The sequence below is a fragment of the Nocardioides sp. NPDC057772 genome, assembly GCF_042798075.1.
Classification (GTDB): domain Bacteria; phylum Actinomycetota; class Actinomycetes; order Propionibacteriales; family Nocardioidaceae; genus Nocardioides.
Genome location: NZ_JBHVKN010000009.1, coordinates 18,609 through 45,560 on the forward strand (window position 1 = coordinate 18,609; position 26,952 = coordinate 45,560).

General features: G+C 70.7%; 27 protein-coding genes and 4 riboswitches. Of the genes, 18 read left to right on the top strand and 9 right to left on the bottom strand.

What is annotated here, in order from left to right; genetic code table 11:
* Window positions 1–234 precede the first annotated feature (234 nt).
* From ACFVJS_RS03250 to ACFVJS_RS03270, 5 genes are all read left to right on the top strand, one after another.
* Window positions 235–822, top strand: a complete 588-nt coding sequence (locus ACFVJS_RS03250; protein ID WP_378877414.1) for a hypothetical protein — start codon at window positions 235–237, stop codon at window positions 820–822.
* A gap of 233 nt (window positions 823–1,055) precedes the next feature.
* Entirely contained in the window at window positions 1,056–1,385 is a 330-nt protein-coding gene (locus ACFVJS_RS03255) for a PadR family transcriptional regulator (RefSeq protein ID WP_008363644.1), read from the top strand.
* A 3-nt stretch (window positions 1,386–1,388) separates the two neighbouring features.
* Entirely contained in the window at window positions 1,389–1,760 is a 372-nt protein-coding gene (locus tag ACFVJS_RS03260; protein WP_378877417.1) for a DUF1048 domain-containing protein, read from the top strand.
* Window positions 1,757–2,530: an ABC transporter ATP-binding protein gene (locus tag ACFVJS_RS03265; protein WP_378877419.1), complete on the top strand. Its 774-nt coding sequence runs from the start codon at window positions 1,757–1,759 to the stop codon at window positions 2,528–2,530. Before ACFVJS_RS03260 ends, ACFVJS_RS03265 begins: the two co-directional genes overlap by 4 nt.
* A complete protein-coding gene (locus tag ACFVJS_RS03270; RefSeq protein WP_378877421.1) occupies window positions 2,527–3,288 on the top strand; it encodes an ABC transporter permease in 762 nt (253 codons plus the stop codon). Before ACFVJS_RS03265 ends, ACFVJS_RS03270 begins: the two co-directional genes overlap by 4 nt.
* Before the next feature lie 27 nt (window positions 3,289–3,315).
* On the opposite strand, the gene ACFVJS_RS03275 is transcribed toward ACFVJS_RS03270, so the two are convergent.
* Window positions 3,316–4,104 carry a metallophosphoesterase family protein gene (locus ACFVJS_RS03275; RefSeq protein WP_378877424.1) on the bottom strand — a complete coding sequence of 263 codons (789 nt, stop codon included), beginning with the start codon at window positions 4,102–4,104 and terminating at the stop codon, window positions 3,316–3,318.
* A gap of 36 nt (window positions 4,105–4,140) precedes the next feature.
* On the opposite strand from ACFVJS_RS03275, the gene cobU reads away from it, so the two are divergent.
* Window positions 4,141–4,680, top strand: a complete 540-nt coding sequence (cobU, locus tag ACFVJS_RS03280) for a bifunctional adenosylcobinamide kinase/adenosylcobinamide-phosphate guanylyltransferase (protein WP_378877426.1) — start codon at window positions 4,141–4,143, stop codon at window positions 4,678–4,680.
* Here cobU and ACFVJS_RS03285 read toward each other — a convergent pair.
* Genes ACFVJS_RS03285 through ACFVJS_RS03295 form a run of 3 tightly spaced genes read right to left on the bottom strand, consistent with a single transcriptional unit; the run spans window position 4,677 to window position 7,275 of the window.
* Complete coding sequence (locus tag ACFVJS_RS03285; protein ID WP_378877428.1) at window positions 4,677–5,450, bottom strand: adenosylcobinamide-GDP ribazoletransferase; 774 nt, start codon at window positions 5,448–5,450, stop codon at window positions 4,677–4,679. The two genes, cobU and ACFVJS_RS03285, sit on opposite strands and share 4 nt — an antisense overlap.
* The gene (gene cobT / locus ACFVJS_RS03290) at window positions 5,450–6,499 is read right to left on the bottom strand and encodes a nicotinate-nucleotide--dimethylbenzimidazole phosphoribosyltransferase (RefSeq protein WP_378877430.1); all 1,050 of its coding nucleotides are present in this window, start codon (window positions 6,497–6,499) and stop codon (window positions 5,450–5,452) included. The genes ACFVJS_RS03285 and cobT overlap by 1 nt, the downstream gene beginning before the upstream one ends.
* 32 nt (window positions 6,500–6,531) lie before the next feature.
* Complete coding sequence (locus tag ACFVJS_RS03295; RefSeq protein ID WP_378877432.1) at window positions 6,532–7,275, bottom strand: IclR family transcriptional regulator; 744 nt, start codon at window positions 7,273–7,275, stop codon at window positions 6,532–6,534.
* Between the two features lie 83 nt (window positions 7,276–7,358).
* Between ACFVJS_RS03295 and pcaH the strand changes: the two genes are divergently transcribed.
* The 10 genes from pcaH to ACFVJS_RS03345 all read left to right on the top strand — a co-directional run bounded on the left by pcaH (window position 7,359) and on the right by ACFVJS_RS03345 (window position 19,249).
* Entirely contained in the window at window positions 7,359–8,135 is a 777-nt protein-coding gene (gene pcaH, locus ACFVJS_RS03300) for a protocatechuate 3,4-dioxygenase subunit beta (RefSeq protein ID WP_378877434.1), read from the top strand.
* Entirely contained in the window at window positions 8,132–8,677 is a 546-nt protein-coding gene (pcaG, locus tag ACFVJS_RS03305) for a protocatechuate 3,4-dioxygenase subunit alpha (RefSeq protein WP_378877436.1), read from the top strand. Before pcaH ends, pcaG begins: the two co-directional genes overlap by 4 nt.
* A gap of 8 nt (window positions 8,678–8,685) precedes the next feature.
* The gene (locus ACFVJS_RS03310; protein WP_378877438.1) at window positions 8,686–9,945 is read left to right on the top strand and encodes a lyase family protein; all 1,260 of its coding nucleotides are present in this window, start codon (window positions 8,686–8,688) and stop codon (window positions 9,943–9,945) included.
* Between the two features lie 136 nt (window positions 9,946–10,081).
* Complete coding sequence (locus ACFVJS_RS03315; RefSeq protein ID WP_378877440.1) at window positions 10,082–11,233, top strand: alpha/beta fold hydrolase; 1,152 nt, start codon at window positions 10,082–10,084, stop codon at window positions 11,231–11,233.
* 61 nt (window positions 11,234–11,294) lie between these two features.
* Window positions 11,295–11,855 (top strand): GNAT family N-acetyltransferase, encoded by a 561-nt coding sequence (locus ACFVJS_RS03320; RefSeq protein WP_378877442.1) that lies wholly within the window; start codon window positions 11,295–11,297, stop codon window positions 11,853–11,855.
* Window positions 11,833–11,978: riboswitch (cobalamin riboswitch) on the top strand. It overlaps the preceding gene by 23 nt.
* Before the next feature lie 33 nt (window positions 11,979–12,011).
* Window positions 12,012–15,620, top strand: coding sequence for a cobaltochelatase subunit CobN (cobN, locus tag ACFVJS_RS03325; protein WP_378877445.1), 3,609 nt, complete (start codon window positions 12,012–12,014; stop codon window positions 15,618–15,620).
* The gene (gene cobF, locus ACFVJS_RS03330) at window positions 15,617–16,390 is read left to right on the top strand and encodes a precorrin-6A synthase (deacetylating) (protein WP_378877447.1); all 774 of its coding nucleotides are present in this window, start codon (window positions 15,617–15,619) and stop codon (window positions 16,388–16,390) included. Before cobN ends, cobF begins: the two co-directional genes overlap by 4 nt.
* A complete protein-coding gene (locus ACFVJS_RS03335) occupies window positions 16,387–17,859 on the top strand; it encodes a cobyric acid synthase (protein ID WP_378877449.1) in 1,473 nt (490 codons plus the stop codon). Before cobF ends, ACFVJS_RS03335 begins: the two co-directional genes overlap by 4 nt.
* Window positions 17,856–18,581 (top strand): cobalt-precorrin-6A reductase, encoded by a 726-nt coding sequence (locus ACFVJS_RS03340; RefSeq protein ID WP_378877451.1) that lies wholly within the window; start codon window positions 17,856–17,858, stop codon window positions 18,579–18,581. Before ACFVJS_RS03335 ends, ACFVJS_RS03340 begins: the two co-directional genes overlap by 4 nt.
* Window positions 18,578–19,249: a ferredoxin gene (locus ACFVJS_RS03345; RefSeq protein ID WP_378877453.1), complete on the top strand. Its 672-nt coding sequence runs from the start codon at window positions 18,578–18,580 to the stop codon at window positions 19,247–19,249. Before ACFVJS_RS03340 ends, ACFVJS_RS03345 begins: the two co-directional genes overlap by 4 nt.
* A gap of 4 nt (window positions 19,250–19,253) precedes the next feature.
* Here ACFVJS_RS03345 and ACFVJS_RS03350 read toward each other — a convergent pair whose 3' ends face one another.
* The 5 genes from ACFVJS_RS03350 to ACFVJS_RS03370 form a co-directional block, all read right to left on the bottom strand.
* Entirely contained in the window at window positions 19,254–20,030 is a 777-nt protein-coding gene (locus tag ACFVJS_RS03350) for a CbtA family protein (protein WP_378877455.1), read from the bottom strand.
* Window positions 20,030–20,245 (bottom strand): CbtB-domain containing protein, encoded by a 216-nt coding sequence (locus ACFVJS_RS03355; RefSeq protein WP_378877457.1) that lies wholly within the window; start codon window positions 20,243–20,245, stop codon window positions 20,030–20,032. Before ACFVJS_RS03355 ends, ACFVJS_RS03350 begins: the two co-directional genes overlap by 1 nt.
* 56 nt (window positions 20,246–20,301) lie before the next feature.
* A riboswitch (cobalamin riboswitch) is annotated at window positions 20,302–20,367 on the bottom strand.
* Between the two features lie 87 nt (window positions 20,368–20,454).
* The gene (locus tag ACFVJS_RS03360; protein WP_378877459.1) at window positions 20,455–21,552 is read right to left on the bottom strand and encodes an ABC transporter substrate-binding protein; all 1,098 of its coding nucleotides are present in this window, start codon (window positions 21,550–21,552) and stop codon (window positions 20,455–20,457) included.
* Entirely contained in the window at window positions 21,549–22,394 is an 846-nt protein-coding gene (locus tag ACFVJS_RS03365) for an ABC transporter ATP-binding protein (RefSeq protein WP_378877461.1), read from the bottom strand. Before ACFVJS_RS03365 ends, ACFVJS_RS03360 begins: the two co-directional genes overlap by 4 nt.
* Window positions 22,391–23,410: a FecCD family ABC transporter permease gene (locus ACFVJS_RS03370; protein WP_378877479.1), complete on the bottom strand. Its 1,020-nt coding sequence runs from the start codon at window positions 23,408–23,410 to the stop codon at window positions 22,391–22,393. The genes ACFVJS_RS03365 and ACFVJS_RS03370 overlap by 4 nt, the downstream gene beginning before the upstream one ends.
* Window positions 23,411–23,523: 113 nt before the next feature.
* A riboswitch (cobalamin riboswitch) is annotated at window positions 23,524–23,706 on the bottom strand.
* A gap of 90 nt (window positions 23,707–23,796) precedes the next feature.
* Window positions 23,797–24,014, top strand: a riboswitch (cobalamin riboswitch).
* 124 nt (window positions 24,015–24,138) lie between these two features.
* Here ACFVJS_RS03370 and ACFVJS_RS03375 point away from each other — a divergent pair.
* Entirely contained in the window at window positions 24,139–25,137 is a 999-nt protein-coding gene (locus ACFVJS_RS03375) for a ribonucleotide-diphosphate reductase subunit beta (RefSeq protein WP_378877463.1), read from the top strand.
* Window positions 25,137–26,834: a ribonucleotide reductase N-terminal alpha domain-containing protein gene (locus tag ACFVJS_RS03380; RefSeq protein WP_378877465.1), complete on the top strand. Its 1,698-nt coding sequence runs from the start codon at window positions 25,137–25,139 to the stop codon at window positions 26,832–26,834. Before ACFVJS_RS03375 ends, ACFVJS_RS03380 begins: the two co-directional genes overlap by 1 nt.
* Window positions 26,835–26,952: the final 118 nt, after the last annotated feature.

Here is a 26,952-nt window from a genome sequence, read left to right on the forward strand (position 1 = left end):
GCCAGCCCCAGAGGCTCTGCGCTATGGCGCACGCAGACCGGCACGCCCGGCGGTGGAGCGATGTGTCCGAGCAGTTCTACAGAGCACTTAGGCCGCCCGAGTCCTGACGCCCACAGAGATGGAAGCGGTGCTCAGGCAGCCGCCGGACGAGAGCGGGATCGCTTCCGCTGTCGAGCGCACGATGGACAACGAAGGCGCCAACTACCAGAACCGGAAGAAGCTGGAGGACCACGGTTGAGGATGATTCGCGCGGCGGCCACGCTGGTACTCATTGGAGCGGCGCCGGTTCTGTCGGGATGCGGTAGCGACGATGAGCCGCCGGTCTACTCGAAGGAGTCGGTCTGCGGGGTCGCAGTAGATGCGGTCGAAGGCGTCATGGGGACGAACAGGTTCTCCGCAAATGAGGTAGTCACCCGATCGACCGCCGACAGCTCACCCGCACCTCGCGGGGGCGACCTCCCGCTGAATAGCGGGAACGGAGGAATCACGAAGATGGAGTGCGACGTACGGACGACGGAGGATGCTCCATCGATGACGTTCACGTTCTCGCTGACCAACAGTGTGGACGCGGACGACCTGATCGAGGCTATCAACGCTTCTGCGGAGAAGTTCGACGTGCAGGGCGGGGTCGCTACGACGAGTTTCACTGGTGACGACCACTCCAATTGGCGGTGGGCCTGCACGGCACCATCAGAGTCATCGATACCCACCGCCGGCGGCTCCTTCGGCCGCGAGGACGCAACCGAGAAGCAGCGGCGCGCGCTGATCGAGGCGGTCGCGACAGCAGCCGGGTGCTCTATCAAGGACCCGGCTGAGTCGTAGTCTCCGATTCCCGGAGACATGCGCCAACGGATCCACCGTGGCTACGACGAGGACACCGGGCAAGAGGAACGACAACAAGAACGACACCACCAGCGGCGCTGGCACGACGGCTGATCCCGTCGCACCAGCGCCGCTGGCATTTCCGCCTGCGGTAAGGACTTGACCTCTCGTCACTACTCAGCGCTACTATGTACCGGTAGTCAGCATCACTGAGTAGTGGAAGGAGGTGCCCGATGGGCAAGCAGATGACCGAGATGCTCAAGGGGACGCTGGAGGGGATCGTGCTGGCGTTCCTGACCGGCAACCCGGCGTACGGATACGAGATCACGACCTGGCTGCGGAGCCAGGGGTTCACCGAGATCGCCGAGGGCACGGTCTACGCGCTGCTGGTCCGGATCGAGAAGAACGGGCTGGTGGACGTCGAGAAGCGGCCGTCCGAGAAGGGGCCGCCGCGGAAGGTCTACTCGCTCAACGCAGACGGCGAGAAGTACCTCGAAGAGTTCTGGACCACCTGGGGGTTCCTGGCCGAACGGCTGGAGAGCCTCCGTACGGAAGGAAAGTAAGGCATGTCCATCCGATCGATGTTCGAGACCGTCGTCGGCGAGCTCGAGCTCAAGAAGCGCTGGCGGCAGCTCAAAACCCGCAAGCAGCAGCTCCCCGAGAGCCACCGCAAGGCACACGACGCGGTCGAGCGCTACCTGATGTACGCCGCCGGCATCTCCGACGGCACGATCCTGACGGCGATGGCCGAGGACCTCCTCGACCTCTTCGAGCAGGGCGCCGCCGACGGCACTCCGGTCAGCGCGATCGTCGGCGACAACCCCGTCGAGTTCGCCGAGGAGTTCGCGAGCAACTACGCCGAGGGCGCCTGGATCAAGAAGGAGCGCGCCCGGCTCACCGACGCCATCGAGGCCATCAACAAGGAGGACGAGTCATGAGCGCGACAGCAGCCATCTCCGTACGCGGTTTGGAGAAGTCCTACAAGGACAACCAGGTGCTACGGGGTGTGGACCTCGAGGTGGCGCGGGGTTCGATCTTCGCGCTGCTCGGGTCGAACGGAGCCGGCAAGACCACGGCCGTACGCATCCTCTCGACGCTCCTCAAACCCGATGCCGGCGCGGCGCTGGTCGAGGGTGCCTCGGTCGTCGAGGAGGCGCAGCGGGTGCGCGAGGCGATCTCCTTGACCGGGCAGTTCGCGGCGGTCGACGAGATCCTGACCGGCCGGGAGAACCTGATCCTGGTCGCGAAGCTGCGCCACCTCCCCTCCCCCGGCGACATCGCCGACGGGCTGCTCGAGCGATTCGACCTGGTCGAGGCGGGCGCGCGGAAGGTCGCGACGTACTCCGGCGGCATGCGGCGGCGGCTGGACATCGCGATGTCGCTGATCGGCTCGCCGTCGGTGATCTTCCTCGACGAGCCGACGACCGGGCTTGACCCGGAGGCGCGGCTGGAGGTGTGGAAGGTCGTCAAGGAGCTGACCGAGCAGGGCACGACCGTGCTGCTCACCACGCAGTACCTCGAGGAGGCCGAGCAGCTCGCCGACCGGATCGCCATCCTCCACGGCGGGACGATCATCGCCAACGGGACCCTCGCCGAGCTCAAGGCGATGCTGCCGCCGGCGAAGGTCGAGTACGTCGAGAAGCAGCCGTCGCTGGAAGAGATCTTTCTTTCGCTCACCGGCTCCACCAAGCAAGGAGACCCGTCATGAACAAGCACACCTTTGCCGACGCCGGCACCCTGCTGGCTCGCTCGCTGCGGCACATCACCCGCAGCCCGGACACGATCATCACCACCGCGCTCACCCCGATCGCGATGATGCTGCTCTTCGTCTACGTCCTGGGCGGCGCGATCCGCACGGGCACCGACAACTACGTCAACTACGTCCTCCCCGGGATCATGGTCATGGCGATCGCCTCGGGCATCGCCTACACCGCGCTTCGGCTCTTCACCGATATGAAGAGCGGGATCTTCGAGCGGTTCCAGTCGATGCCGATCGCCCGGTCGGCGGTGCTCTGGGCACACGTCGGCACCTCGATGGTGGCCAACATGCTCACCCTGGTGATCATCCTGGGCGTCGCGTTCCTGATGGGCTTCCGCACCTCGGCCGACCTCGGCGCCTGGCTCGCGGTCGCCGGGATCCTGGCGCTGCTCACCCTGGCACTGACCTGGCTCGCGGTCATCCCCGGACTGGCCGCGCAGACCATGGAGGGAGCCACCGGGTTCTCCTACCCGCTGATCTTCCTGCCGTTCATCAGCTCGGCGTTCGCGCCGACGGAGACGATGCCGGGTCCGGTCCGCGCCTTCGCCGAGAACCAGCCGGTGACCTCGATCGTCAACACCATCCAGGCACTCTTCGCCGAGCAGCCGGTCGGCGACGACATCTGGGTGGCACTGGCTTGGTGCGTGGGCATCCTGGTCGTGTCGTACGCCTTCGCCATGGCTGCCTACCGGCGCAAGATCAGTTGATCGCCTCGGGAGCGACGAAGAGCCGATCTACCGCCTCCGGTGGTAGGTCGGCTGCTCGCCGTCCCTGAGGTTGCCCCGGTAGAAGCCCGTCCGCAGCTCGTAGGTGTACTCCTCGAGCTCAGGCATGCCGACCTCGGCCGCGTACGCGATCTCGGCCTCCGCGTCGTAGGGGACCCGGACCCACTGGATGCCGAACGGGGCCTCCTGCTCGCTGTCCATGACGCCCTCGAGGATGACGTAGACCGGGGTCGGGTCGCTCATGCAGTTGCCGACGCTGCCGGTGTTGAAGACGGTGCGCCGGTTGCGGTCGGTCTCGTAGTAGGGGTCATGGGTGTCGGCGTAACCGACGATGTCAGGCTCCGGACCGTCGAGGCCGGTCGCCTCGGTGTTCTGGAACAGGCCCAGGAACTCCTTCTCGCCGTGGTCGAACCTGACCCGGCGGTGGACGGTCTCCTCGGAGGCGTGGAAGAGCCTGACCCGCCGGCCGCTGATCCAGAAGTCGTGGCTGAACGGGAGCGTACGCAGCCACTCGGCCTGCTCCCAGGCCTGCAGCCGCCACCACATCAACCCGACCGACTCGCGGCCGAAGTCGGGCTCGGGCGTGAGCAGGAAGTCTTCCCAGTTGCCGAGGATGTTGACCTCGCACCGCTCCCGGCAGAGCTCGGCCACCTCGCGTCCTCGCGGGCCCTTGCCGACGTAGTCGCCGAGGTTGAAGATCCGGGTGATTCCTCTTGCTTCGATGTCTGCGAGGACGGCTTCGAGCGCGGTCAGGTTGCCGTGTACGTCCGAGATCAGCGCGATCCGCTCTGGGGTCATGGGCGCAGGCTATGCGATGACTGGGAGACTGGCCCGGTGAGGATTCTGGTGACGGGTGGAGTGCGCTCGGGGAAGTCGCGGCATGCCGAGTCGCTGCTCGCGGCCGCACCGTCGGTGGCGTACGTCGCGCCCGGGCCGACGCTCGAGGAGGAGCCGGATCCCGACTGGGCGGCGCGGCTGGCCTCGCATCGGGCTCGGAGGCCGGAGCGGTGGCGTACGGTCGAGTCGCGGGATCTCGCCGGGGCGCTGGCCGAGGGGCTGGCCGCGGGTGAGGCGGTGATGGTCGACTGCCTGGGCACCTGGCTCACCGCGATCATGGACTCCCGTGCGCTGTGGGAGGCCAACTCCGAGGAGGCGGCCGCGGCCGTCTCGGCAATGGTCGACGACGCCGTCGATGTCCTCGGCAGGCAGAGCGGCGACGTGGTGCTGGTGACCAACGAGGTCGGCCTCGGGGTCGTGCCCGCCCATCGCTCGGGACGGCTCTTCCGCGACCTCCTCGGGCTGGTCAACCAGCGACTGGCCGAAGCCTGCGACGAGGTGCACCTCGTCGTCGCCGGGCGGGTGCTGAAGCTCTAGCCGGCGCTCAGGATGACCAGGATCGTCGCCAGCGCGGCCTCGACGGCGGCGCCGAAGACGTCACCGGTCACACCCCCGAACCGCTTGACCGCCCGAAGGACGATGGCACCCACGACGACTCCCGCGGCGGCGGCCGCGAGGGCTCCGCGCCACCACGGCAGGCCGGCCCAGGCGCCGACGCCGGCGAGCGCGGCGGCGACGACCGTCCAGACGAGGACGGTTGCGACGGGCGGCAGGGTCTGGGTGAACGTACGCCCCAGCCCGTCCTCGCGGGCCGGCCTGATGCCGCGGGTGCAGCACAGCGCCAGGGCCGCGCGCGAGGCGCAGACGGCGACCGCGGCGAGCACCGCCGAGGAGATGGCCGCGCCGTCCAGCAACGAGCCGAGCGCCGCCACCTGGAGACCGAGGACGAGGACGATCGCGGTGACACCGGCAGGGCCGGAGGTGCCGGTCTTCATGACCTCCAGGGAGCGCTCGCGGTCGTAGGAGGCGGCCATGCCGTCGACGGTGTCGGCGAGGCCGTCGAGATGGAGGGCGCGGTTGCCGGCGACCACCGCGCCGATCGCGAGCAGGGCGGTGACCAGGTGCGGTAGCCCGGCGAACTGTCCCAGGAGTGCGATAGCGCCAGCGCCCAGCGCGAGCGGCAGCGCGGCCAGAGGCGCGACCGCCATCGCCACCGCGGCGCGGCGGCGGTCGACGAGCTCGGGAGGGGGCACGGGCATCGCGGTCAGGGTGCCGACCGCGAGACGCCAGGCGTCCCGCACGAGCATCAGGCAGGGTCTCCCGGGGCGAGCTCGGAGAGGAGGGCGACGTCGCGCAGCAGGGCGACGGCGCTGCGTACGACCGGGACCGCGGCGACCGCACCGGAACCCTCGCCGAGCCGCAGGTCGAGGTCGAGCAGCGGCACCAGGCCGAGCTTCTCCAGGGCCATCGACTGGGCGGGCTCGGTGGAGCGGTGGCCGGCGGCGAACCAGGCCGCGGCGCCCGGCTCGATCCGGTCAGCGGTCAGGCCGCAGGCGACGCTCATCAGGCCGTCGAGCAGGACCGGGGTGCCGGTACGGGCAGCCTCGAGGAGGTAGCCCGTGGTCGCGGCGAGGTCGGCGCTGCCGAGCGCGGCCAGGGTCTCGATCGGGTCGTCGGCGCGTGCGCCGGCTCGCGTGAGGGCCGCGTCGATGACCTCGGTCTTGATGCGCAGCGCGTCGTCGTCGATGCCGGTGCCCCGACCGGTGACCTCGCTCGCGGGCAGGCCGAGCCCGGCGGCCACCATCGCGGCGGCGGGCGTCGTGTTGCCGATGCCCATGTCGCCGCTGATCAGCAGCTGCGCCCCGGCCGCGATCTCCTCGCGGGCCACCAGGGCACCGGCCTCCAGCGCGGCTCGGGTCTGCTCGGCGGTCAGCGCGTCCTCGAGGTGGATCGCGCCGCTCCCCCGCCGGACCTTGTGCGCGGTCAGCGTCTCTCGGATCGTCGCGTCGAGGTCCTCGAACTCCTCGTCGACACCGAGGTCGAGCACCCGGACCTGGACACCGTGGGCCTTGGCCAGCGCGCTGACCCCGGCCCAGCCACCCAGGAACGTACGCACCATCGCGCCGGTGATCGCCGGCGGGAACGCGGACACCCCGTGCTGGGCGACGCCGTGGTCACCGGCGAAGATCACCAGGCGTACGTTGTCGACCGGCCGCGGCGGCACCTCTCCCTGGCACGCCGCCACCCAGACCGCCAGCTCTCCCAGGCGACCCAGGGCACCTGGCGGCGTCGCGAGGGCTCCCAGGCGCTCGGCGGCGGCGCGGCGTACGTCTTCGTTCGGGGTCTGGATCGTCACCAGCGCAAGGTACCCCACCCCGCTCAGCGGCTTCATCCGAGTCCGCGCGAGACGCCCTGGGCGGCGACCTTCAGGGCGGAGACGAGGCGGGGGCGGTTGCGGCGCAGGTCGGAGACGACGATGCCGAGGGAGCCCACGACTCCGGACGAGGTGGTGATCGGGACCGCGACCGAGCAGGCGCCCAGGGTCATCTCCTCGGCGGTGGTCGCGTAGCCCTCGGCGCGCACCCGGTCGAGCTGGCGGCGCAGCAGGCCGGGCGTGGTGATGGTGTGGCGGGTGAACGGCCGCAGCGGGCCGGAGAGCACCTGGTTGCGTACGTCCTCGGGCGCATGAGCCAAGAGCACCTTGCCGACGCCGGTGGAGTACATGGGCAGCCGGGAGCCGACCGAGGAGACGATGGGTACGTTGCGGGTGCCGCGCAGCGTCTCCAGGTAGAGCACGTGGTCGTCCTCGCGGACCGCGAGGTGGACCGTCTCGAGGGTCGCGCCGTAGAGGTCGTGGAGGAACGGGCCCGCGACCGAGCGCAGGTCGGTGGCGACGGGGGCGAGCAGACCGGCGTCCCAGAGCCGGCGGCCGACGGCGTAGGTCCCGTCCTCGTCCCGCACCAGGGCGCCCCACTCGACCAGCTCGGCGACCAGGCGGTGAGCTGTCGGGAGGGAGATCTCCGCGCGGGCCGCCAGCTCGCTGAGCGTGAGCCGACGGTGCGTCGCGTCGAAGGCTCCGATGAGGCCGAGGACGCGCGAGGCGACCGTGCGGCCTCCGCTGCCACCTGCCATACGACCCACCTCTATCCATCCGGCTTTCGCTCAGCGGAAGTCCACGCTTTCATCGTACGCCTCCCGCCCCTAGCGTTCGGAGCGTGACAGCGCCCACCAAGAAACCACCCGTCGAGACCCAGGCGGACCTCTCGGCCGAGATCGCTGAGATCGAGGCGGACTCCGCGGGCCGCGACGTACGTCAGCCTCTGCTGGACTACCCGCCCTACCGGTCCAGCATCCTGCGCCACCCCACCAAGGACCCGCGCCACGCCGACCCCGAGACGATCGAGCTCTGGGCCCCCTGCTTCGGCCACTCCGACGTCGACCCGCTCGAGGCCGACCTGACCATCGCCGGCAGCAACGAGCCGATCGGCGAGCGGATCACGGTCAGCGGCCGGGTCCTCGACGGCGAGGGCCGTCCGGTGCGGAACCAGCTCGTCGAGATCTGGCAGGCCAACTCCGCCGGCCGCTACATCCACAAGCACGAGCAGCACCCGGCGCCGCTCGACCCCAACTTCACCGGCGTCGGGCGCTGCATCACCGACGCGGAGGGTCGCTACCGCTTCCAGACGATCAAGCCCGGCCCCTACCCGTGGGGCAACCACATCAACGCGTGGCGGCCGGCACACATCCACTTCTCGCTCTTCGGCCGGGCATTCACGCAGCGGCTGATCACGCAGATGTACTTCCCCAGCGACCCGCTCTTCGCGCTCGACCCGATCTACCAGTCGATCACCTCGCAGAAGGACCGCGACGCCCTGGTGGCGAAGTACGACCACGACCTCTCCACCCCCGAATACTCGATGGGCTACAGCTGGGACATCGTCCTGACCGGCCCGAGCCGCACCTGGACCGAGCCCGAGGAGGGCGACCTGTGAGCACCATCCCGACGCCCGGCCAGACCATCGGCCCGTTCTTCGGCTACGCGCTGCCCTACGAGGGCGACGCCGACCTGGTCCCGCCGGGCAGCCCGGGCTCGATCCGGCTGCACGGCTGGGTCTACGACGGTGCCGGCAACCCGATCCCCGACGCTCTCCTCGAGATCTGGCAGACCGACGCCGAGGGCAACGTCCCGCAGGCGGAGGGGTCGCTGCACCGCGACGGCTGGACCTTCACCGGCTGGGGCCGTGCCGACACCGACCTGAACGGTCACTACACCTTCTCGACGGTGCTTCCGGGTGCCTCCGCGAAGGGCAGGGCACCGTTCTTCGCCCTCACCGTCTTCGCCCGCGGTCTGCTCGACAAGCTGCAGACCCGGATCTACCTGCCCGAGCACCCTGCCAACGCCGGCGACCCCCTGCTGGTGTCGCTCTCCGACGCCGAGCGTGCGACGCTGGTGGCCACTGCGGACGCAACCGGGTTGCGGTTCGACATCCACCTCCAGGGCGACCGCGAGACCACCTTTCTCAACTACGGCTGAGGAGTCGCATGTCGCTGCTGTGGCCAGGCGAGGAGCGCGCCGGGGATCTCTTCTCCGAAGCGGCCTATCTCGCCGCGATGGTTCGGGTCGAGGAGGCCTGGCTGGCCGCCACCGTCTCCTCCGGGATCGCCCCGGAGGAAGCAGGTACGCCGCTGGCCGGCCTGGTCTCCGACGACGACGTTCCCGGGCTTGCCGAAGGCTCCGAGGCCGGCGGCAACCCGGTCATCGGCCTGGTGAAGCTCCTCCGCGGCCGCCTCGACGGCGAGCCCGCGCGATGGCTCCACAAGGGTCTGACCAGCCAGGACGTCGTCGACACCGCCCTCGTGCTCTGCCTGCGCGATGTGCTCGACCGGGTCGAGGAGGAGCTGGCAGCACAGGCCGGGTCGCTGATCGGCCTCGCCCGCGACCACCGCGCCACCGTGATGTCCGGTCGCACCCTGAGCCAGCACGCGGTGCCGATCACCTTCGGTCTCAAGGCGTCGACCTGGCTCTCCGGGCTGACCGACGCCGCCGAAGCACTGCGTCGTGCGCGAATCTCGCTGCCCGCTCAGATCGGCGGTGCGGCCGGCACTCTGGCGGCCGTCGTCGGGCTGGCCCGGCTCCGCGGTGTCACCGACCCGGTCGGCGCCGCGCGGACGGCTGCCGCGACCACGGCGGCCACCCTCGAGCTGGCCCCGCGGACCCCGTGGCACACCACCCGAGCCCCGCTGACCGCGGCCGCGGACGCCCTGGTCGCCGCGGCCGACATCTGGGGCCGGATCGCCACCGACATCACCCTGCTCACCCGCCCCGAGATCGGCGAGCTCGCCGAGCCGGCCGGCGAGGGACGCGGCGGCTCCTCGACGATGCCGCACAAGTCCAACCCGGTGCTCTCGGTGCTCATACGCCGCCACGCCCTGGCCGCTCCCCCACTGGCCGCGACGCTCCACGCCGCCGCGGCGAGCTACGTCGACGAGCGGCCCGACGGCGCCTGGCACGCCGAGTGGGAGACCCTCGCCACGCTGGCCCGGCGCAGCGTCGTCGCGGCCTCGCAGACCACCGAGCTGCTCGCCGGCCTCCGCGTCGACGTCGCCAGGATGCGCGCCACCGCCGAGGCCGCGGGGGCGGACCTGCTGGCCGAGCAGCGGTCGCTGACCGGGTTCGTGGGGGGCGACGTACTCGCCGGGACCGACGCCGCAAGCAGTCTCGACGACTATCTCGGCGCCGCCGACGCGCTCATCGACAGCACGATCTCCCGCGCCCGGGATACCTGGGATCATCTCGTCTGATGGACGTACCGCGGGTACTGGACGGGCAGTTCTTGGGGTTGGTGGGTGTTTCAGTGCCCGTCAAGTCCAGGGATACCCGGTCGACCGGGTATCCCACGCCCGCCCCCACGCCCCACGAAATCTGGAAGGATCCGTCATGACCCCGAGGATCACCCCCGTCGAGCTGGCCGGAGACCCCAGCAAGCCGATCCTGGTCGTCGGGCCCTCCCTGGGCACCTCGGTGACCGCGCTCTGGTCCGCCGCCGCCGAGCTGCTCCCGGACAGGTTCAACGTCATCGGCTGGGAGCTCCCCGGCCACGGCCACGGCACCCCCACGACCGACGGGTTCTCGATGGCCGACCTCGCCGCCGGAGTGCTCGCCTGCGTCGACCGGGTCCTCACCGACCGCGGTGAGCGCCACGGCACCTTCGCCTATGCGGGCGACTCGGTCGGCGGCGCCGTCGGCCTCCAGCTCCTGCTCGACGCGCCCACCAGGGTGAGCGCCGCGGTGCTCACCAACACCGGTGCCAAGATCGGCGAGCCCGACGGCTGGAACGACCGCGCCAGGACCGTACGCGCCGCCGGCACCGCTTCCCAGATCGCCGGCTCCACCCAGCGCTGGTTCTCCCCCGGCTTCCTCGAGCGCCAGCCCGCGCGGGGCGGAGCCCTGCTCCACTCGCTGCGCGACGCCGACGCGGAGAGCTATGCGCTGGTGTGCGAGGCGCTGGCGGCGTACGACGTCCGGGGGCGGCTCGCCGAGATCACCGCGCCGGTGCTGGCGATCGCGGGCGTCGACGACGCCCCGACCCCGCCGGCCTCGCTCGACGAGATCGCGGTCGGGGTGCGCGACGGGCGGCTCGTCACCCTCGACGCCGTCGGACACCTCGCCCCCGCCGAGGCACCGCACGCCGTCTCCAGCCTGATCGCCGCCCACGTGACCGCGGCCGACCCGGCGTACGCGGCCGGGATGAACGTACGCCGTCAGGTGCTCGGCGACGCTCACGTCGACCGGGCCACCGCCGCGATCACCGACATCACCCGGGACTACCAGGACCTGATCACCCGCTACGCCTGGGGCACGATCTGGACCCGCCCCGGCCTGGCCCGCCGGGACCGCTCGATCGGCGTGCTCACCGCCCTGGTCGCGGGGCGCCACTTCGACGAGCTGGAGTTCCACCTCCGCGCCGCGCTCACCAACGGGCTGACCCGCGAGGAGATCGTCGAGGTGCTCCTGCAGACCTCGATCTACGTCGGCGTGCCTGCCGCCAACACCGCGTTCGCCGTCGCCAACCGCGTCCTGAACGAGTGACGTCCGATCGGGACGCGGAAACCAGATGCCACCGGCGTACGTCCTGGCTAACGTCTCGCCCATGCCCCAAGCCCGTCTGCACACCGAGCGCCTCGAGCTGGTCCCGCTGAGCGAGGAGCACCTGCCGTTCCTGGTCGACCTCAACTCGGATCCGGAGGTGCTGCGCTTCCTGTTCACCCGCGCGCTCACGCCGGCGGAGACCGAGGAGCGGATGCACCGGTGGATCAGCGCGGCGAAGGAGACGGAGACGCAGGGCAAGTGGATCGGGTACGCAGCGGGTGAGGCGATCGGGCTCTACATGCTCGAGCCGCCCGACGCCCCACCGCGCACCGACGCCGCCGAGCTCGGCTACCGGCTCCCCAGGCGCCACTGGCGCAAGGGGTTCGCGAAGGAGGGGTCGCTCGAGCTGCTCCGGCACGCCTTCGAGGACATCGGCTTCGACCGGGTGATCGCGCAGACGATGGCCGTCAACGAGCCCTCCCGGGCGACGATGACGTCGGTCGGGATGAGCTTCGTGCGCGCCTTCCACCAGGACTTCGAGGAGCCGCTCCTGGGACATGCCGACGGTGAGGTCGAGTACGAGATCACCCGCGAGACCTGGCTGCGACACCACGCGGGGTAGGCTGCGAGCACGCTCGTGGCGCAGGAACCCGGTGAGAGTCCGGGGCGGTTCCGCCACTGTGACGTCCGTGCCGCTGTCGGGCACGGACACAGCCAGACACTGGCCGCGAGCGATCCGACCGATCGACGGGGCGAGAACCCCTAGGAGGACCCCGGCATGGCCGACTCTGCACGCGTACGCATCGCCCTTCTGTCCACCTCGGACACCGACCTGCTCTCGGCCCGCGCCAGCGGCGCCGACTACGCCTGGGCGAACCCCTCGCGGACGACCGACCTCGAGGCCGTCGTCGCCGACGCCGACCTGGTGGTGTTCCGGCTGCTCGGCTCCCCGACCGACCTGTGGGACGGCCTGAGCGCGGTCAAGGAGCGCGGCACCCCGGTGGTGGTCCTCGGCGGCGAGCAGCAGCCGAGCGCCGAGCTGATGGAGCACTCCACCGTCCCGATGGGTGTCGCCGCGGAGGCACACCGCTACCTCGCCGAGGGCGGGCCGGCCAACCTCGCCCAGCTGCACGCGTTCCTCTCCGACACGGTCCTGCTGACCGGGTTCGGGTTCGAGCCGCCGGCCACGGTGCCGGCCTGGGGGTTCGCGGAGCGGCCCGCGCCGGCCGATGACACCCTTCCCCGCATCGGCGTGCTCTACTACCGCGCCCACGAGACCAGCGGCAACACCGCGTTCGCGCACGCGCTGGCCGACGCGATCGACGCGACCGGAGCGGCCACCGGCGTACCCGTCTTCGCGGGGTCGCTGCGCTCCGCGCCCGACGACCTCTACGAGGCGCTCGGTGGCCTCGACGCGCTCATCGTGACCGTGCTCGCGGCCGGCGGTTCGGTGCCCGCGTCCGCCTCCGCGGGTGGCGAGGACGAGGCCTGGGACGTGGAGCGGATGGCGGCGCTGGACATCCCGGTGCTCCAGGGCCTCTGCCTGACCAGCTCGCGCGCGGAGTGGGAGGTCTCCGACGACGGCGTGACGCCGCTCGACTCGGCCAACCAGATCGCGATCCCGGAGTTCGACGGCCGGATCATCACTGCCCCGTTCTCGTTCAAGGAGCTCGACGAGCAGGGTCTGCCCCACTACGTCGCCGACCCCGAGCGGGCCGCGCGGGTGGCCCGGATCGCGGTCAACCACGCCCGGCTCCGCCACAAGCCCAACGCCGAGAAGCGCCTCGCGCTGGTGCTCTCCGCCTACCCCACCAAGCACGCCCGCATCGGCAACGCGGTCGGCCTGGACACCCCGGTCTCCGCGATCCGGATGCTCCGCCGCCTCCGCGAGGAGGGCTACGACCTCGGCCAGGACAACGAGGTCGTACGCATCCTCGACGCCGGCTCGGGCGAGGAGGGCTCCGACACGGCTGCCGGCGACGCGCTGATCCACGCGCTGATCGCCGCCGGCGGCCAGGACGAGGAGTGGCTGACCAACGCGCAGCTCACCGACGCCCACGTCCGCATCTCCAAGGCCGACTACGACGAGTGGACCAAGGATCTCCCGGCCGACCTGCGCGAGCAGATGGTCGAGACCTGGGGTCCGACGCCTGGGAACCTGTTCGTCAACGACGACGGCGAGCTCGTGCTGGCCACGCTCCAGGCCGGCAACATCGTCATCCTGATCCAGCCGCCGCGCGGCTTCGGCGAGAACCCGGTCGCGATCTACCACGACCCCGACCTGCCGCCGTCGCACCACTACATCGGCGCCTACCGGTGGCTGGAGAACGGGTTCAAGGCCGACGCGGTCGTCCACCTCGGCAAGCACGGCTCGATGGAGTGGCTGCCGGGCAAGAACGCCGCGCTCTCGGCGTCCTGCGGCCCGGACGCCGCGATCGGCAACATGCCGCTGATCTACCCGTTCCTGGTCAACGACCCCGGCGAGGGCGCCCAGGCCAAGCGCCGCGCGCACGCCACGATCGTCGACCACCTGGTGCCGCCGATGGCCCGCGCGGAGTCCTACGGCGACATCGCGCGGCTGGAGTCGCTGATGGAGGAGTACGACCGGATCTCGTCCATGGACCCGGCGAAGCTGCCGGCCATCCGCGGCGAGATCTGGCAGCTGATGAAGGCCGCCGAGCTCCACCGCGACCTCGGCATGGAGGAGCGTCCCGAGGACGACGACTTCGACGACTTCATGCTCCACATCGACGGCTGGCTCTGCGAGATCAAGGACGCCCAGATCCGCGACGGCCTGCACGTGCTCGGCGGCGCCCCCGAGGGTGAGGCGCGGGTCAACCTGGTCCTCTCGATCCTGCGCGCCGCGCAGGTGTGGGGCGGCGTCGGCGGCGCCGTGCCCGGTCTGCGGGCGGCGCTCGGCCTCAAGGAGGGTGCCGACACCCGTGCCGTCGACGAGATCGAGACCCAGGCGCGCGACCTGGTGCAGCGGATGGACGCCGCCGGCTGGGACCCGGCCGCCGCCGAGACGCTCCACGACGACCCGGCGGTGCGGCAGGTGCTCGTCTTCGCGGCCGAGCAGGTGGTGCCGCGGCTGGCGAAGACGACCGATGAGCTGTCCGCCGTCGTGCACGCCCTGGACGGCGGCTTCGTCCCCGCGGGGCCGTCGGGCTCGCCGCTGCGGGGGCTCGTCAACGTACTGCCGACCGGGCGCAACTTCTACACCGTCGACCCGCGCGCGGTGCCCTCGCGGCTGGCCTGGCAGACGGGGCAGGCGATGGCCGACTCGCTGCTGCAGCGCTACCTGGACGAGACCGGCGACTACCCGACGAGCGTCGGGCTCTCGGTCTGGGGCACGAGCGCGATGCGTACGTCCGGCGACGACGTCGCCGAGGTGCTCGCGCTCCTCGGGGTGAGGCCGGAGTGGGACGAGGCGTCCCGCCGGATCACCCACCTCGACGTCATCCCGCTGTCCGAGCTCGGCCGGCCGCGCATCGACGTGACCGTACGCATCTCCGGGTTCTTCCGCGACGCGTTCCCGCACGTCGTCTCGATGCTCGACGACGCGGTCCGGCTGGTGGCCGACCTCGACGAGCCGGCCGAGGACAACTTCGTCCGCGCGCACACCCTGGAGGACCTCGCCGAGCACGGCGACCAGCGCCGCGCGACGTCCCGGATCTTCGGCTCCAAGCCCGGGTCGTACGGTGCCGGGATCCTGCAGGTGATCGAGGCCGGCAACTGGCGCTCCGACCAGGACCTCGCCGACGTGTACGCGGCCTGGGGCGGCTTCGCCTACGGCCGCGACCTCGACGGCGCCCCGGCGGCCGACGACATGCGCGCCAACTACCGCCGGATCAAGGTCGCCGCCAAGAACGTCGACTCCGCCGAGCACGACATCGCCGACTCCGACGACTACTTCCAGTACCACGGGGGGATGGTGGCGACCGTCCGCGCGCTGACGGGCAGCGACCCGAAGGCGTACGTCGGCGACTCCACCTCCCCCGACGCGATCAAGACCCGCACGCTGCAGGAGGAGACCAACCGCGTCTTCCGGGCCCGGGTCGTCAACCCGCGCTGGATCTCGGCGATGCAGCGCCACGGCTACAAGGGCGCCTTCGAGCTGGCCGCCACTGTCGACTACCTCTTCGGCTTCGACGCGACCGCCGGTGTGGTGCAGGACTGGATGTACGACAAGCTCGCCCGCGAGTACGTCCTGGACGAGACCAACCAGGAGTTCATGCGATCCTCGAACCCGTGGGCGCTGCGTGGCATCGTCGAGCGGCTCCACGAGGCGGCCGAGCGGGGGCTCTGGGAGGAGCCCGACCCCGAGGTGGTCGCTGCGATGCAGGAGGTCTATCTCGACATCGAAGGTGACCTGGAGGAAGAGTGACGCGTCGGATCAAGATCATCGGCGTCGGTCCCGGCGACCCCGACCAGGTCACCCTCGAGGCGGTCGCCGCGATGCGGTCGGTCGACTACTTCCTGGTCACCGACAAGTCGGGCACGGTGAAGAAGGGCATGCCGGACCCGCTGGTGCGGGCCCGCGAGGAGCTGCTCGACCGGCATCTGTCCGCGCCCGCGCGGGTGGTCAAGGTCGACGACGCACCTCGCGAGCGGCGCGAGGAGTTCACCGGGACCGACGCGGAGTACCGGGCGGCGGTCGCCGACTGGCACCGCGCCCGGGTCGAGCGCTACCTCGCCGTGCTGGCCGAGCATCCCGGTGACGTCGGCTTCCTGGTCTGGGGCGACCCGGCCTTCTACGACTCCACGATCCGCGTCGTCGACCAGATCGCCGAGCAGCTGGACGTCGAGGTCGACGTCATCCCCGGGATCTCCTCGGTGCAGCTGCTCGCCGCGCGTCACCGCCTGGTGCTCCACGACGTCGGGCGGCCGCTCTACGTCACCACCGGCCGTGCAGTGCTCGAGGCCATCGAGGCCGGCCACGACAACCTCGTGGTGATGCTCAACCGCGCCGTCGAGCTCCCCGGGCTCGCGGACTGGCGGATCTGGTGGGGCGGCAACCTCGGCACGCGTGAGGAGGAGCTGGTCGCGGGCACCGTCGGCGAGGTCCTTCCCACGATCGAGGCGGCGCGGGCCCGGTTGCGCGAGTCGGCCGGCTGGGTGATGGACATCTACCTGCTGCGAGCACCCCGCCGATGAGCGGGCTGCTGGTCGCCGGCACCACCTCGGACGCGGGCAAGTCGGTCGTGACCACCGGGCTGTGCCGGGCGTTCGCCCGCCGCGGCGTGAAGGTGGCGCCCTACAAGGCGCAGAACATGTCCAACAACTCGATGGTGGTCTCGACAAGCTCGACCACCGAAGGAAGCGACGGGACGACGGCGGAGATCGGCCGGGCGCAGTGGGTCCAGGCGCTGGCGGCCCGGGTCACCCCGGAGCCGGCGATGAACCCGGTGCTGCTCAAGCCCGGCTCCGACCGCCGCAGCCACGTGGTGCTGATGGGACATCCCGCCGGCGAGGTGTCCTCACACGACTGGGAGCACGGGCGCCGGCACCTGGCGACCGCGGCCCATGCCGCGTACGACGATCTCGCCTCGCGGTTCGAGGTGATCGTCGCCGAGGGCGCGGGCAGCCCGGCGGAGATCAACCTGCGGGCCGGCGACTACGTCAACATGGGGCTGGCCCGGCACGCCGGGCTGCCGACCGTGGTCGTGGGCGACATCGACCGTGGTGGGGTCTTCGCGGCGATGTACGGCACCCTGGCCCTTCTCGAGCCCGAGGACCAGGCCCTGATCAGGGGTTTCGTGATCAACAAGTTCCGCGGCGACGCGGCTCTGCTGAAGCCCGGGCTCGACTCGCTGGAGTCGCTCACCGAGCGCCGGGTCTTCGGCGTGCTCCCCTGGGAGCCGTCGCTCTGGCTCGACTCCGAGGACGCGCTCGACCTGGAGGGGCGCCGCGCGGCGGGCGGGGCCACCCACAAGGTCGCGGTCGTACGCCTCCCCCGCATCTCCAACTTCACCGACGTCGACGCGCTCGGGCTCGAGCCGGACCTCGACGTCGTCTTCGCCTCCTCCCCGGCCGACGTCGCCGACGCCGACCTGGTGGTCCTGCCCGGGACCCGGTCCACGATCAGCGACCTGGCCTGGCTCCGCTCGCGCGGTCTCGATGTGGCGATCCTCGAGCATGTCCGCCGCGGCCGACCGCTCCTCGGGATCTGCGGTGGCTTCCAGATGCTCGGCGGAGTGATCGCCGACCCCGACGGGGTCGAGGGGTCGGTCGCCGAGGTCGAGGGGCTGGGGCTGTTGGACATACGCACCGACTTCGCGCCCGCCAAGAACCTCCGCCTGCCCACCGGGTCGGCGCTCGGGGTCGAGGCGAGCGGCTACGAGATCCACCACGGCCGGATCACCCGCGGCGACGGCGTCACCGAGTTCCTGGGTGGCGCGCGGTCCGGACAGGTCTTCGGGACGATGTGGCACGGCTCCTTGGAGGGCGACGCCCTCCGCGGCGCGTTCCTGGAGACGACGCTGGGGCGCGAGCCGTCGACGGTCTCCTTCCCGGCCGCCCGTGAGCGCCGCCTGGACCTGATCGGCGACCTCGTCGAGGAGCACCTCGATGTCGACGCGCTGCTCGACCTCGCCCGCGGGGGCGGCACGGAGACCGAGCGATGAGGCTGCTGATCCTCGGCGGGACCGGGGAGGCTCGGGACCTGGCGGCACGGCTGGTCGAGGAGGGGGTGGACGTCACCTCCTCGTTGGCCGGCCGGGTGGCGCGACCGCGGCTGCCGGTGGGGGCGGTGCGGGTCGGCGGGTTCGGAGGGGTCGAGGGCTTGAGGGGGGCTCTCGACCACTTCGACGCGGTCGTCGATGCGACGCATCCGTTCGCACGTGGCATCTCGGCCAACGCGGCGGCGGCCTGCGCCCAGACCGGGCACCCGCTGCTCCGCCTGGAGCGGCCGGGCTGGCCGGCGGACCCGTCCTGGTCCTACGTCGACACCCACGACGAGGCCGCCGCCCTCGCCGCCGATCTCGGGCGGCGGCCCTTCCTCACGGTCGGACGCCAGGAGCTCGCCCGCTTCGTCCCGGCGCTCGCCGGTCACCAGGCCCTCGCCCGCGTGGTCGACCGGCCCGACCTGGAGCTGCCCGAGTCCTGGACGCTGCTGACCAGCCGCGGCCCCTATCAGATCGAGGGCGAGCTCGCGCTCATGCGCGAGCACGGGACCGATGCGCTCGTCACCAAGGACTCCGGCGGCACCTTCACCTGGCCGAAGATGGCCGCCGCGGCCGAGCTCGGCGTACCCGTGGTGGTCGTACGCCGCCCGGCCGGCACCGTCGGCGTACGCACGGTCAACGACGTCGCCGAGGCGGTCGCCTGGGTCCGGAGCCTCGGATGAGGGTGGTCGTCGGGATGTCGGTGACCGACGTCGACCGCCGCCAGGACCTGATCGACTGGGCCGGCGAGCTCGACGCGAGCCTCGCGTTCCTGCAGATGGGCGGCCCGTCGCTCTCCGCCGAGCTGACCCGGATCGCCGACGCCGGCGCGGAGACGATCACCCTGGCCGGGGTCAGCCTCGGCCCGCTCGCCCCCGGCCACTCCTGGCTGCGCCGGATCGCGGCACACTGGTGGCGCGAGCGCCCCGGTGACCGCCCCGAGATCCAGGTGGCGACCCGGCTGGCGACCACCCGCGACGAGCTCACCGAGGCGCTGGCCGAGACCCGGCCGGTCACCGGCACCGAGCCCGGGCTCACCTCGCCCGCGTGGGAGCGGGTCCCAGGCCACGTACGCCAGGTGCTGATCTGCCGCGGCCCGCGCTGCACGGCCAAGGGCTCCGAGGAGACCGCCAGGGCCGTGATCCTGGGCGCGATGGAGGCCGGTCTCGGCGACGACGACCTGCTGATCACCCACACCGGCTGCCAGTTCCCGTGCAACCAGGCCCCGGTGCTCAGCGTGCAGCCCGACGACGTCTGGTACGGCAACGTGGAAGCGGCCGCCGCCCGGGCGATCGTGCGTGATCACCTGGACGGCGGCCGTCCGGTGGAGGCCTACCGCCTCCCCCGCTAGCCCGTCAGAGGCTGGCGGCCAGGGCCTTTCGCTCCGCGACGGCGCGCTCCGCCGCGTACAGCCTGATGACCAGCCCGGCCAGCGCCACTCCGAGCACGCCCCACATCGTGGCGAGCGTGATCAGGGATGCCCGACGGAAGAACCACAACGTGTCGGCGGGGAAGTCGCCGACCTCGTTGACGGTCGGGAACAGCTCGCCGGCGACGATCATCACGGCCAGGTAGGCCGCGATCGCGCCGACGACGGCGAGGTAGGTGCCGAAGCGCCCGCGCAGCCGCACCGCGGCGTAGGTCACGACCACGGCCGCCACGACCGAGAGGGCCTGGAAGGCGAAGTAGACCGCGGTGCGTGCGCCGATGGTGTCGCCGCTGCCGACGGCCGGCGGGGTCGCCGGGTACTTGAGGAACGGCACCAGCGCGACCGCGACGAACCCGATCAGGGTGACGAGCGCCGTCGACTGCCCGGGCGTGAGCCGTCCGAGACGGCCCAGCGTGGCCGCGGCGACGAGTCCGACGATGCCGCCGAGCGCGATGCCGACCGCCAGGGTGCCGGTCAGCAGCCCCCAGGTGCTCTGGTTGGCGCGGGAGACCTCGGCGGTCTCCTCCTCGCCCGCAGCGCCTTCGGCGGCATGCGAGTGCGAGTGCCCGTCGCCGCCGGCCTCCTCCAGCGCGATGGCAGCACCGACCTGCGGCTCACCGACGGCGTACGCCACCAAGAAGGTGACGACGCCGGCGAGGAGACCAGCTAGCAGGCCGCGTACGAGAAATGCACGCGGGCTCATCAGTGGCAGGGGTAGCCGAGCAGATGGCGACCGTCGTGGACCCACTCGTGGATCAGGGTGCCGGACGGGATCGAGACGGCGCCCTGGTCGGCGCTGATGAAGAAGAGCACCAGCAGGCCGAGCAGACCGAAGAAGAGCGCCCAGGGGGCGAGCTCACGAAACGGGATGGTGGGCAGATCAGCACCGGCGACCGGTGCCACAGCGTGCTGCGACATATGTCCTCCTCAGGGATACCTGCGTCCCTGTTCGTTGGGGTTGGACGGACACTCGGGTCTGACTCCACCGCCGCGAGGCGATGTCACAGTAGCGCGACTGTGCCGGATTTCCACCGGCTTCCTCATGTCCGTTGGTGCATCGTAGCGAGGCGAGGACTCACCCCGCACCCCCGCCCGGCATTTCTTGTCCTAGGGGGCCTCGCCGCTCGCTACTTCAGCCACTCGTTGCCGGTGAGACCGGCCAGCTCGGTGATGTCCAGCTCCGGCTCGATCCCCGACTCGGGAGCGAGACCGAAGTGCTCCAGCGAGCGCCGGACCCACTCGGCGGCGTCGATGTTGAGCGGTCCCGAGACCCACATCGCGTAGGGGAGGTTCACGAACCTGTTCTCCTTGACCGCCGGCAGGTCGCGAGAGGCCGGGTTGGCCTTGAGCACCTTGACCTTCTCCTCGTAGGACTGCCCCGGGTAGTCGACGAAGTAGATGACATCCGGCTGGGCGGCGGCGAAGCGCTCCCAGCCGACCTCGGTCCAGGTGTCCTCGACGTCAGCGGTGGCGCTGGTCACCCCGGCGGCGTCGAAGATGGCCTGCGGACCGCCGAAGGAGCCGGAGGTGAAGATCGCGTCGGTGCCGGAGTCGAAGAGGAACGCGGTCGGCGCCTCCTCCGGCTTCGGAGCGCTCTCCAGGGCGGCGCGACGCTCGTCGATGTCGGCGACGACCTCCTTCGCCGTCGCGCTGTGACCGGTCAGCTCGCCGATGTTGAGCAGGTCGGTACGCAGCGCCGTCCAGGCCTCCATGGTGCCGCGGGCCCCGTCCTCCTGCCGGCAGGTCTCGCTGAGCAGGTAGGTCTCGATGCCGCGCTCCTGCACCATCTCCGGCACCAGGTTGCGCGACTCGCTGAACCCGTAGCCCCAGCCCGCGAACATCATCTGCGGGTCGAGCGCCAGGACGGTCTCCAGCGTCGGGTGGTCGTCGCCCACGATCTCGAGCTCGTCGACCCGGTCGTCGGGGTAGGCCAGCTCGAGCAGCTGCTGGTCTCGAGCCAGGCCGGTGACGGCGACGAGCTCGTCCCGGGCGCCGACGGCCAGGGCGATCGAGATGATCCCGCCGTCGTAGGCGTACAGCTCGGTGACCGGCGCGTCGACGGTCAGCTTCTCGCCGCAGTTCTCGACGGTGATCGCGCTTCGCGCCGCGTCACCGGCGACGGTCCCCTCCGCTCCGCAGGCCGTGAGGATCGTCGTGCCGAGCGCGAGCGCGGCGACGCAGGCGAGGTGGGGACGGCGTACGGATCTGGGGGCACGCTGTGTCATGCCGGTCGGTCCTTTCGAGGGTGGATGAGCAGGTGTGGCTGGTCCAGATGCGGATGTGGCACCTGGACCGAGCCGACGCCGAAGTGGTGCTCGACGCGGATGGTGTCGAGCACCTCGGCCGGCGGCCCGTGGGCCACGATGGTCGCCGGGCCGGTGTCGGGATCGCTGTCGGCCGGCCGGCCCAGGACGGCGAGGCTGTCGAAGGAGCGGAGCGCCAGATCGAGGTCGTGGATGGTCGCCACCAGGGTCTCGACCCGGTCGGCGACGGTCTGCAGGAGGCGCAGCTGCCAGGCGACGTCGAGCTGGTTGGTGGGTTCGTCGAGGAGCATCACCGGGCACTCCTGAGCGAGACCTCGAGCCATCACCGCCCGGCGCCGCTCGCCCCCGGAGAGCCGGTCGCAGGGATCGTCGATGCGGTCGGCCAACCCGACGGCGTCGAGGGCCGCCCGCACGATCTCGCGTTCCTGGCGTCCGCCTCGAGCCCACGGCCGGGTGCGTGGCACCCGGCCCAGCGCGACCATCTCCCCGACGTGCAGCTCGGCGGAGGCGACCTCCTCCTGAGGGACGTACGCCAGCCGGCGGGCGCGCTCGCGCGACCTGGTCCGGACCGTCTCGGAGAGCCGGCCGGCGTCGTCGGCGAGGTAGGCGGTCCCGGCGCTCGGGCGCTGGACGCCGGCCAGGATCCGCAGCAGGGTCGACTTCCCCACCCCGTTGACGCCCACGATCCCGAGGCGGGTGCCGGCGGGTACGTCCAGGTCGACGTCGCGGAGCACGTCGCGCTCCCCCAGCCGGGCGGCGACTCCGCTCAGCCGGAGCGCGGGCCGGGACAGGTCGCCGCTCATCGCTCGCTACCGAAGCGGTACTGACCGCGGCCGAGCAGCAGCAGGAACAGCGGCGCGCCGACCACGCCGGTGACCACCCCCAACGGGATCTCCTGCGGGCGGGCCACCAGCCGGGCGAGCACGTCGACCCAGAGCAGGAACAGCCCACCGCCCAGGGCGGCGACCGGCAGCACCACTCTGTGCCGGGCGCCCACGAGCAGCCGGGCCGCGTGCGGCACGATCAGGCCGACGAACCCGATCCCACCGCTGACCGCGACCAGGACCCCGACGAGCACGGCCAGAGCCACGAACAGAGTCGTACGCAGCGCCGCCACGTTCACACCGAGCGCGGCAGCAGTCTCCGGGCCGGCGGCCAGGGCGTCCAGCCAGCGGTGCAGAGCCAGCATCCCGAGTCCCAGCAGAAGGCTGAGCGCCACCGGCAGCCACAGCTTCTCCCAGCTGGCGCCACCGACGCTGCCGAGCATCCAGAACATCACCGAGTCGGCGGCGCGCGGATCGTCGCTCATGAAGACCAGGAAGGAGGCGATGGAGGAGAGTCCCGAGGAGAGCACCACACCCGAGAGCACCAGCCGGATCGGCGTCAGCCCACCCTGCGCGGTGGCCACCAGCCAGACCAGCATCGCCGAGCCGACGGCCCCGAGCAGGGCACCGCCGGAGACCGCGTAGGTGCCGAGGCCGGCCAGCGCACCGGTGGTGATCGCGGCGGTCGCCCCCACCGAGGCGCCGGAGCTGATGCCCAGCAGGAACGGGTCGGCGAGCGGGTTGCGGACCAGCGTCTGCATACCCGCCCCGGCCACGGCCAGTCCGGCCCCCACGGCGAGCGCCATCAGGGCTCTCGGCAGGCGCAGCTCCCACACGATCACGTCCCACCTGCCGGGGGCATCACCCTGGATCCGGTCGCCGACCGCGGTGACGACCTCGCCGACGGGGATCCGCTCCGAGCCGAAGGCCAGGGAGAGCACAACACTGGCCGCCGAGGCGAGCAGCAGGCCGGCGATCAGCGGCACGAACGGCACCCGTCGCCTTCCGCCGGCGGTGCGAGCACGGCCGGCGGTACCTCGGGCATCACGGGCCAGCGTCTCCACGGCGCTCCGCCTCTCAAGTCCTCTGGACCCTGATCGCGAGGGCCGTGACGTACATCTGAGCCGACAGGTTTTCGGACTCGGGTTCAACCGGCGACGCTGCCTTCCCAGGGACGCGGCCCCAGTGGCTGCTTAGCGTCGTCGTCACCCTCACCGCTGCGCGCCAGTCCCGGAATCACACCGGGTTCCCTGGCATCCATCGGGATGCGTTCGACTCGGCGCCGAGGCTAGCACGGTGTCCGTAGGCGCGTGCCGACCATGTTGCCGACGACACGTCGAAGCACAACATCTAGGAAGTTGCATTGATGTAATTCCCGCATATAGTGGTCCCCGCAGCTGGTTCTCCCATCCCGGCGACGGGGCGGGAGAGGCAAGAGGGAACCCGGTGCGAGTCCGGGACTGCCCCGCAGCGGTGAGTGGGAACGACCGCCGTCACGAAGCACTGGGAGCAAGCCGGCTCCTGGGAAGCGACGGCCAGTAGGACCGAGCCCGATGACGCCCACGAGTCCGAAGACCTGCCAGTGCCCACCTCTTGGTGGGGTCCGCGACCTCGAGGGAAGGTCAGGGGATCGAGCGCGTACCACGCCGTCCTCTCCTGCCCCGGCACGGATGCACGAGACATCCAGCGGGCCGCGGGTCCGCGTGAACGAGGGGCATGGGGCTTGATCGACACCGAGGGTCTACCGATCCGCACCGAGAAGTCGGCGTACGTCTTCGACTATCCGATGGCCGAGGAGCTGGCCAAGAAGCAGCGCAGCATCTTCTGGACGGCCGAGGAGATCCCGGTCGAGAACGACAAGCAGGACTTCCTGGTCAACATGACCGACGCCGAGCAGGCCGCGGTCAAGACGACGCTGAAGCTGTTCACCATCTACGAGCTGATCCTCGGCGGCGAGGTGTGGGGCGACCGGCTCTTCCACGCGTTCCCGCGGCCCGAGATCCAGATGATGACCAACGCCTTCTCGTTTGCCGAGCTGAACATGCACGCGCCGTTCTACGCGAAGCTCAACAAGACGCTGATGATCGACACCGAGGAGTTCTACGACTCCTACAAGAACGACCCGGTGCTGGCCGAGCGGATCGCCTTCGTGTGGGACGCCATCGCCGACGAGGACCTGCTCTACGCGCTGAGCGTCTTCACGTTGATGGAGAACTGCGTGCTCTACTCCAACTTCGCCTTCCTCAAGCACTTCCAGTCCGGCGGGAAGAACCTGCTGCAGAACGTGATCAGCGGGATCAACTTCTCCGCCCGCGACGAGAACCTGCACGCCACCGGCGGCGCCTGGCTGTTCAACACGACGTTGGACGAGTACGCCGCGACCGTCTCGGCCGACAAGTTCGAGGCCGAGCGCGACGACCTCTTCGCCCGCGTCCGCGGTGTCGCCGAGCACCTCTACGCCCACGAGGCCCGGATCGTGGAGATGCTCTTCGCGGACGGTCCGATCACCGGCATCGAGCAGACCGACCTGGAGGCCTTCGTGCGCTCCCGCATCGACATGACCCTGGAGAACATGCGGATGGAGCCGCTGTTCGGGGTCGAGACCAACCCGGTCGCCGAGTGGTTCTACGCCGGCATCAACGGCACCCAGTTCCACGACTTCTTCCAGGTCACCGGCAACGAATACAACCGCAACATCGGCGAGACGGAGTTCGAGTTCTGATGAGCAGCACCAGCTGGGAGGCGCTCTCCGCCGAGCGCAAGGCACTGCAGGCCGAGGGCACCGTGCCTGCCTTCATGACCACCGCGGGCTACGCGATGTTCAAGGCCAAGTACACCGTCGCGGACCAGAGCGTCCGCGAGCGCTACGAGACCATCGCGGCCACCGCCGGCGGGCTGGCCGACGAGATGTACCCCCGTGAGGACGGCGTCTCCTGGACAGAGCCGTTCTTCGAGGCGATCTGGAACGGCTGGCTCTCCCCCTCGACGCCGGTGCTGTCGAACCTCGGCACCGACCGGGGCCTGCCGGTCTCGTGCGAGGGCTCCTACGTCGAGGACTCGGTCTGGGGCTTCTACGAGACCCTCAAGGAAGCCGCGATCCTGTCCCAGAACGGGTTCGGCACCTCGGCGTACCTCGGTGACGTCCGGCCCCGCGGCGCGAAGTTCAGCGACAACGGCAAGGCCAACGGTGTGGTCCCGGTCTTCTGCAACTTCGTGGAGATGACCAACCAGATCAGCCAGGGCGCCACCCGCCGCGGCTCCTGGGCCGGCTACCTGCCCGTGGATCACCCGGACTTCTACGAGCTCGCCGACCTGATCTTCCGGGAGCCGGCCAACAAGAACGTCGGCTGGATCTTCAGCCAGGCCTTCATCGACCGGATGCTCGCCGGCGACAAGGACGCCCTGGAGCGCTACCAGCGGGTGCTGAAGATCCGGGTGGTGCTGGGCAAGGGCTACATCTGGAAGGTCGACACCGTCAACGCGGCCCAGACCGAGTCCTACAAGGCCAACGGACTGGCCAACAAGGCCTCCAACCTGTGCTCGGAGATCACCCTGTTCAGCGACGAGGACCACTCCTACACCTGCGTGCTCTCCTCGCTGAACCTGTCGACCTACGACGAGTGGAAGGACCAGGACACCGCGTACGTCGCCACCGTCTTCCTCGACGCGGTCGCCGAGGCGTTCCTGCGCAAGGCGCGCACCATCCGCGGTCTGGAGCGGGCGGTGCGCTACACCGAGAAGGCCCGCAGCCTGGGCCTCGGGGTGATGGGCTACCACGACTACCTGCAGAAGCAGCGAGTGCCGTTCGAGTCGGACAAGGCGGCGGCGCTGAACAAGGACATCTTCGAGCGGATCTCGTCGCGTGCCGATGCCGCCTCGCGGTGGATGGGCTCGGTCGCGGGCATCCCGGAGTGGTGTGTCGGACGGCGCAACTCCCATCTGATGGCGATCGCGCCGACGATGAGCACCGCGGTGATCGTCGGCGGCACCAGCCAGGGCATCGAGCCGTACGTCGCCAACGTCTGGAACCAGACCACCTCGGCCGGCGAGATGCCGCGGGCCAACCAGAACCTCGTCGAGGTGATGAAGGAGCGTGGCGTCTACGACCAGGCCCACATCTCCGACATCATCGACCACGGTGGCTCGGTCCAGCACGTCTCGTGGCTCGACGACCTCGAGAAGGAGGTCTTCCGGACCGGCTACGAGATCGACCAAGAGATCCTGCTCGCCCGGGCGTCCGACCGCCAGGTCTACATCGACCAGGCCCAGTCGCTGAACCTGTTCTTCCAGGCCGACGCGACCCCGCAGTACATCAGCAAGATCCACAAGCTCGCGCTGCTCGACCCGAACATCAAGAGCCTGTACTACCTGCGCTCGCGCGCCGGCGTCCAGGCCAGCAAGCAGACCCGGACCAACTGACCGACTTCGACGACAGAGGCATGATCATGAACGAGAACCCGACCCCCACCGACGCCATCGACGACCTGAGCTGGGACGACTGGACCGACGCCGCTGTCTGTGCCATCGAGAACGGCCA

Bases quoted from the DNA above. Each gene is read 5' to 3' on its own strand.
- ACFVJS_RS03355 (WP_378877457.1), bottom strand. From the start codon at position 20,245: ATGTCGCAGCACGCTGTGGCACCGGTCGCCGGTGCTGATCTGCCCACC.
- ACFVJS_RS03360 (WP_378877459.1), bottom strand. From the start codon at position 21,552: ATGACACAGCGTGCCCCCAGATCCGTACGCCGTCCCCACCTCGCCTGC.
- ACFVJS_RS03265 (WP_378877419.1), top strand. From the start codon at position 1,757: ATGAGCGCGACAGCAGCCATCTCCGTACGCGGTTTGGAGAAGTCCTAC.
- ACFVJS_RS03335 (WP_378877449.1), top strand. From the start codon at position 16,387: ATGAGCGGGCTGCTGGTCGCCGGCACCACCTCGGACGCGGGCAAGTCG.
- ACFVJS_RS03340 (WP_378877451.1), top strand. From the start codon at position 17,856: ATGAGGCTGCTGATCCTCGGCGGGACCGGGGAGGCTCGGGACCTGGCG.
- ACFVJS_RS03310 (WP_378877438.1), top strand. From the start codon at position 8,686: ATGTCGCTGCTGTGGCCAGGCGAGGAGCGCGCCGGGGATCTCTTCTCC.
- cobN (WP_378877445.1), top strand. From the start codon at position 12,012: ATGGCCGACTCTGCACGCGTACGCATCGCCCTTCTGTCCACCTCGGAC.
- ACFVJS_RS03350 (WP_378877455.1), bottom strand. From the start codon at position 20,030: ATGAGCCCGCGTGCATTTCTCGTACGCGGCCTGCTAGCTGGTCTCCTC.
- ACFVJS_RS03315 (WP_378877440.1), top strand. From the start codon at position 10,082: ATGACCCCGAGGATCACCCCCGTCGAGCTGGCCGGAGACCCCAGCAAG.
- ACFVJS_RS03320 (WP_378877442.1), top strand. From the start codon at position 11,295: ATGCCCCAAGCCCGTCTGCACACCGAGCGCCTCGAGCTGGTCCCGCTG.
- ACFVJS_RS03275 (WP_378877424.1), bottom strand. From the start codon at position 4,104: ATGACCCCAGAGCGGATCGCGCTGATCTCGGACGTACACGGCAACCTG.
- ACFVJS_RS03345 (WP_378877453.1), top strand. From the start codon at position 18,578: ATGAGGGTGGTCGTCGGGATGTCGGTGACCGACGTCGACCGCCGCCAG.
- ACFVJS_RS03365 (WP_378877461.1), bottom strand. From the start codon at position 22,394: ATGAGCGGCGACCTGTCCCGGCCCGCGCTCCGGCTGAGCGGAGTCGCC.
- ACFVJS_RS03285 (WP_378877428.1), bottom strand. From the start codon at position 5,450: ATGCTCGTGCGGGACGCCTGGCGTCTCGCGGTCGGCACCCTGACCGCG.
- ACFVJS_RS03260 (WP_378877417.1), top strand. From the start codon at position 1,389: ATGTCCATCCGATCGATGTTCGAGACCGTCGTCGGCGAGCTCGAGCTC.
- ACFVJS_RS03380 (WP_378877465.1), top strand. From the start codon at position 25,137: ATGAGCAGCACCAGCTGGGAGGCGCTCTCCGCCGAGCGCAAGGCACTG.
- ACFVJS_RS03270 (WP_378877421.1), top strand. From the start codon at position 2,527: ATGAACAAGCACACCTTTGCCGACGCCGGCACCCTGCTGGCTCGCTCG.
- ACFVJS_RS03295 (WP_378877432.1), bottom strand. From the start codon at position 7,275: ATGGCAGGTGGCAGCGGAGGCCGCACGGTCGCCTCGCGCGTCCTCGGC.
- ACFVJS_RS03255 (WP_008363644.1), top strand. From the start codon at position 1,056: ATGGGCAAGCAGATGACCGAGATGCTCAAGGGGACGCTGGAGGGGATC.